The organism is Stenotrophomonas sp. RS-48, assembly GCF_030053245.1.
Lineage (GTDB): Bacteria > Pseudomonadota > Gammaproteobacteria > Xanthomonadales > Xanthomonadaceae > Stenotrophomonas > Stenotrophomonas maltophilia_P.
Window position 1 is genome coordinate 1 of sequence record NZ_JASGBV010000155.1, and the last position, 2,057, is coordinate 2,057.

A 2,057-nucleotide genomic window follows, 5' to 3' on the forward strand; every position below is an offset into this window, starting at 1 on the left:
CGGCCTTACGCCACTGGCAACCCGCGTTCGATCAACCACGCCTTCGCGTCTTCGGCGTCCTGCTCGAACCACGCTCTCGTCGATCCCAACCGGTACGTATACCCCCACGCATCCATGTCGGCCATCAGCCGTGCGCTGCCGACACCGGGCAGCTGCGCGGCCAGCACGATCTGCAGGTAGCACGTGGCATCTTCCTCGGCGACCGAATCAGTGGCATCGGTATGCACCTGCGCGCGCCGCTCCGGCGGCAGCACGATCAGATGGCAGGCCTCGTGCAGCATCGAATGCACGGGCGTGTCGTCGCGCACATACACGTTGCTGGCGATGATGCCTGCTTCAGGTTCGCCCCAGTAGCTGCCGGGAATCGGCTCGCCGGCGGCGACGTGGTGCAGCTCCAGCCCATGCGCGGCAAGCAGGCGCTGTGCATCGGCGAAGGCGATATCGCCCACGCAGGTGATGTCCACGGCGGTTGTCGTGTCAGTCATGCGGAATCGTGCAGCCCCGCCCATGCAGGCACGGGCGGGGCAGGGGGTCAGGGCTTTTCCGGGCCTTCCGGCAGCGCCACGGAGATGTCCAGCACGTCGTGCTGGCCATCCTTGACCAGGTCGACCTTCACCGCGTCGACGTCGATGTTGACGTACTTCTTGATCACTTCCAGCAGCTCGCGCTGCAGCAGCGGCAGGTAGTCCGGGCCACCGCGATGGCTGCGCTCCTGCGCGATGATGATCTGCAGGCGGTTCTTGGCGGTTTCGGCGGTGGTCTTCTTCGCTTTGAGGAAATCAAACAGGCCCATGCTTACCCTCCGAACAGCTTGCTGAAGAAGCCCTTCTTCTCCACGGTGGTGAAGCGCATCGGCCGCTCCTCGCCCAGGATGCGGCTCACCGCATCGTCATACGCCTGGCCAGCGATCGATTCGCCGTCGAGGATCACCGGCTCGCCCTTGTTGGAGGCGTTCAGCACGTCACCCGATTCGGGGATCACGCCGATCGCCTTCAGGCCCAGCACTTCCTCCACGTCGACGATGCTCAGCATCTCGCCGGTTTCCACGCGCGACGGGCTGTAGCGGGTCAGCAGCAGGAAGGCCGGCACGTCCTGGCCGGATTCGGCCTTGTGTGTCTTCGAATCCAGCAGGCCGATGATGCGGTCAGAGTCGCGCACCGAGGACACTTCCGGGTTCACCACCACCACCGCGCGGTCGGCGAAGTACATCGCCAGGAAGGCACCCTTCTCGATACCGGCCGGGGAGTCGCAGATCACGAAGTCGAAACCGTCGGCGGCCAGGTCCTTCAGCACCTTGCCCACGCCCTCCTGGGTCAGCGCGTCCTTGTCGCGGGTCTGCGAGGCAGCCAGCACGTACAGGTTGTCGAAGCGCTTGTCCTTGATCAGGGCCTGCTTGAGGGTGGCTTCGCCGTGCACGACGTTGACGAAGTCGTACACCACGCGGCGTTCGCAGCCCATGATCAGGTCGAGGTTGCGCAGGCCGACGTCGAAGTCGATCACCGCCACCTTCTTGCCGCGCCGTGCCAGGCCGCAGGCCAGGCTCGCGCTGGTAGTGGTCTTGCCGACGCCGCCCTTGCCGGAGGTGACTACGATGATTTCAGCCAAAGGACTTCTCCTGGTTCTGCATGATGTTGGGGCTGCGTCAGTCCAGCGCAGCGATCTTGACCTGGTCCTGTTCCAGCCACACCTGCACGGCCTTGCCGCGCAGGTTGTCCGGGACATCGTCCAGTACCTTGTAGTGGCCGGCAATGGCCACCAGTTCCGCATGGAAATCACGGCAGAAGATGCGTGCCGCGGTGTTGCCCTGGGCACCCGCCAGCGCGCGGCCGCGCAGGGTGCCGTAGATATGGATGCTGCCGTCGGCGATGACCTCGGCACCGGCGCCGACGGTCGCCATGACCGTCAGGTCGCAGTTCTCCGCGTACAGCTGCTGGCCGGAACGTACGTTGCCGAGCTGCATGCGGCCCGGTTGCGGTGCCGAGCCCTCGGCCACCCTGGCCACCGGAGCGGCCGGGGCCGGCTTCGGTTCCGCGCGGGCGGCGCGGCGCGGCTCCGGC

At 66.1% G+C, this 2,057-nt stretch carries 4 protein-coding genes; all 4 read right to left on the reverse strand.

The window, feature by feature from the left end; genetic code table 11:
- Positions 1 to 5: 5 nt before the first annotated feature.
- The gene (locus tag QMZ25_RS19060; protein WP_065182371.1) at positions 6 to 485 is read right to left on the reverse strand and encodes a hypothetical protein; all 480 of its coding nucleotides are present in this window, start codon (positions 483 to 485) and stop codon (positions 6 to 8) included.
- A 47-nt stretch (positions 486 to 532) separates the two neighbouring features.
- Positions 533 to 793, reverse strand: coding sequence for a cell division topological specificity factor MinE (gene minE, locus QMZ25_RS19065; protein WP_053516176.1), 261 nt, complete (start codon positions 791 to 793; stop codon positions 533 to 535).
- A gap of 2 nt (positions 794 to 795) precedes the next feature.
- Positions 796 to 1,605: a septum site-determining protein MinD gene (gene minD, locus QMZ25_RS19070; RefSeq protein ID WP_053516174.1), complete on the reverse strand. Its 810-nt coding sequence runs from the start codon at positions 1,603 to 1,605 to the stop codon at positions 796 to 798.
- 37 nt (positions 1,606 to 1,642) lie between these two features.
- A partial coding sequence (gene minC / locus QMZ25_RS19075; protein ID WP_283220134.1) for a septum site-determining protein MinC occupies positions 1,643 to 2,057 on the reverse strand: 415 nt, incomplete at its 5' end.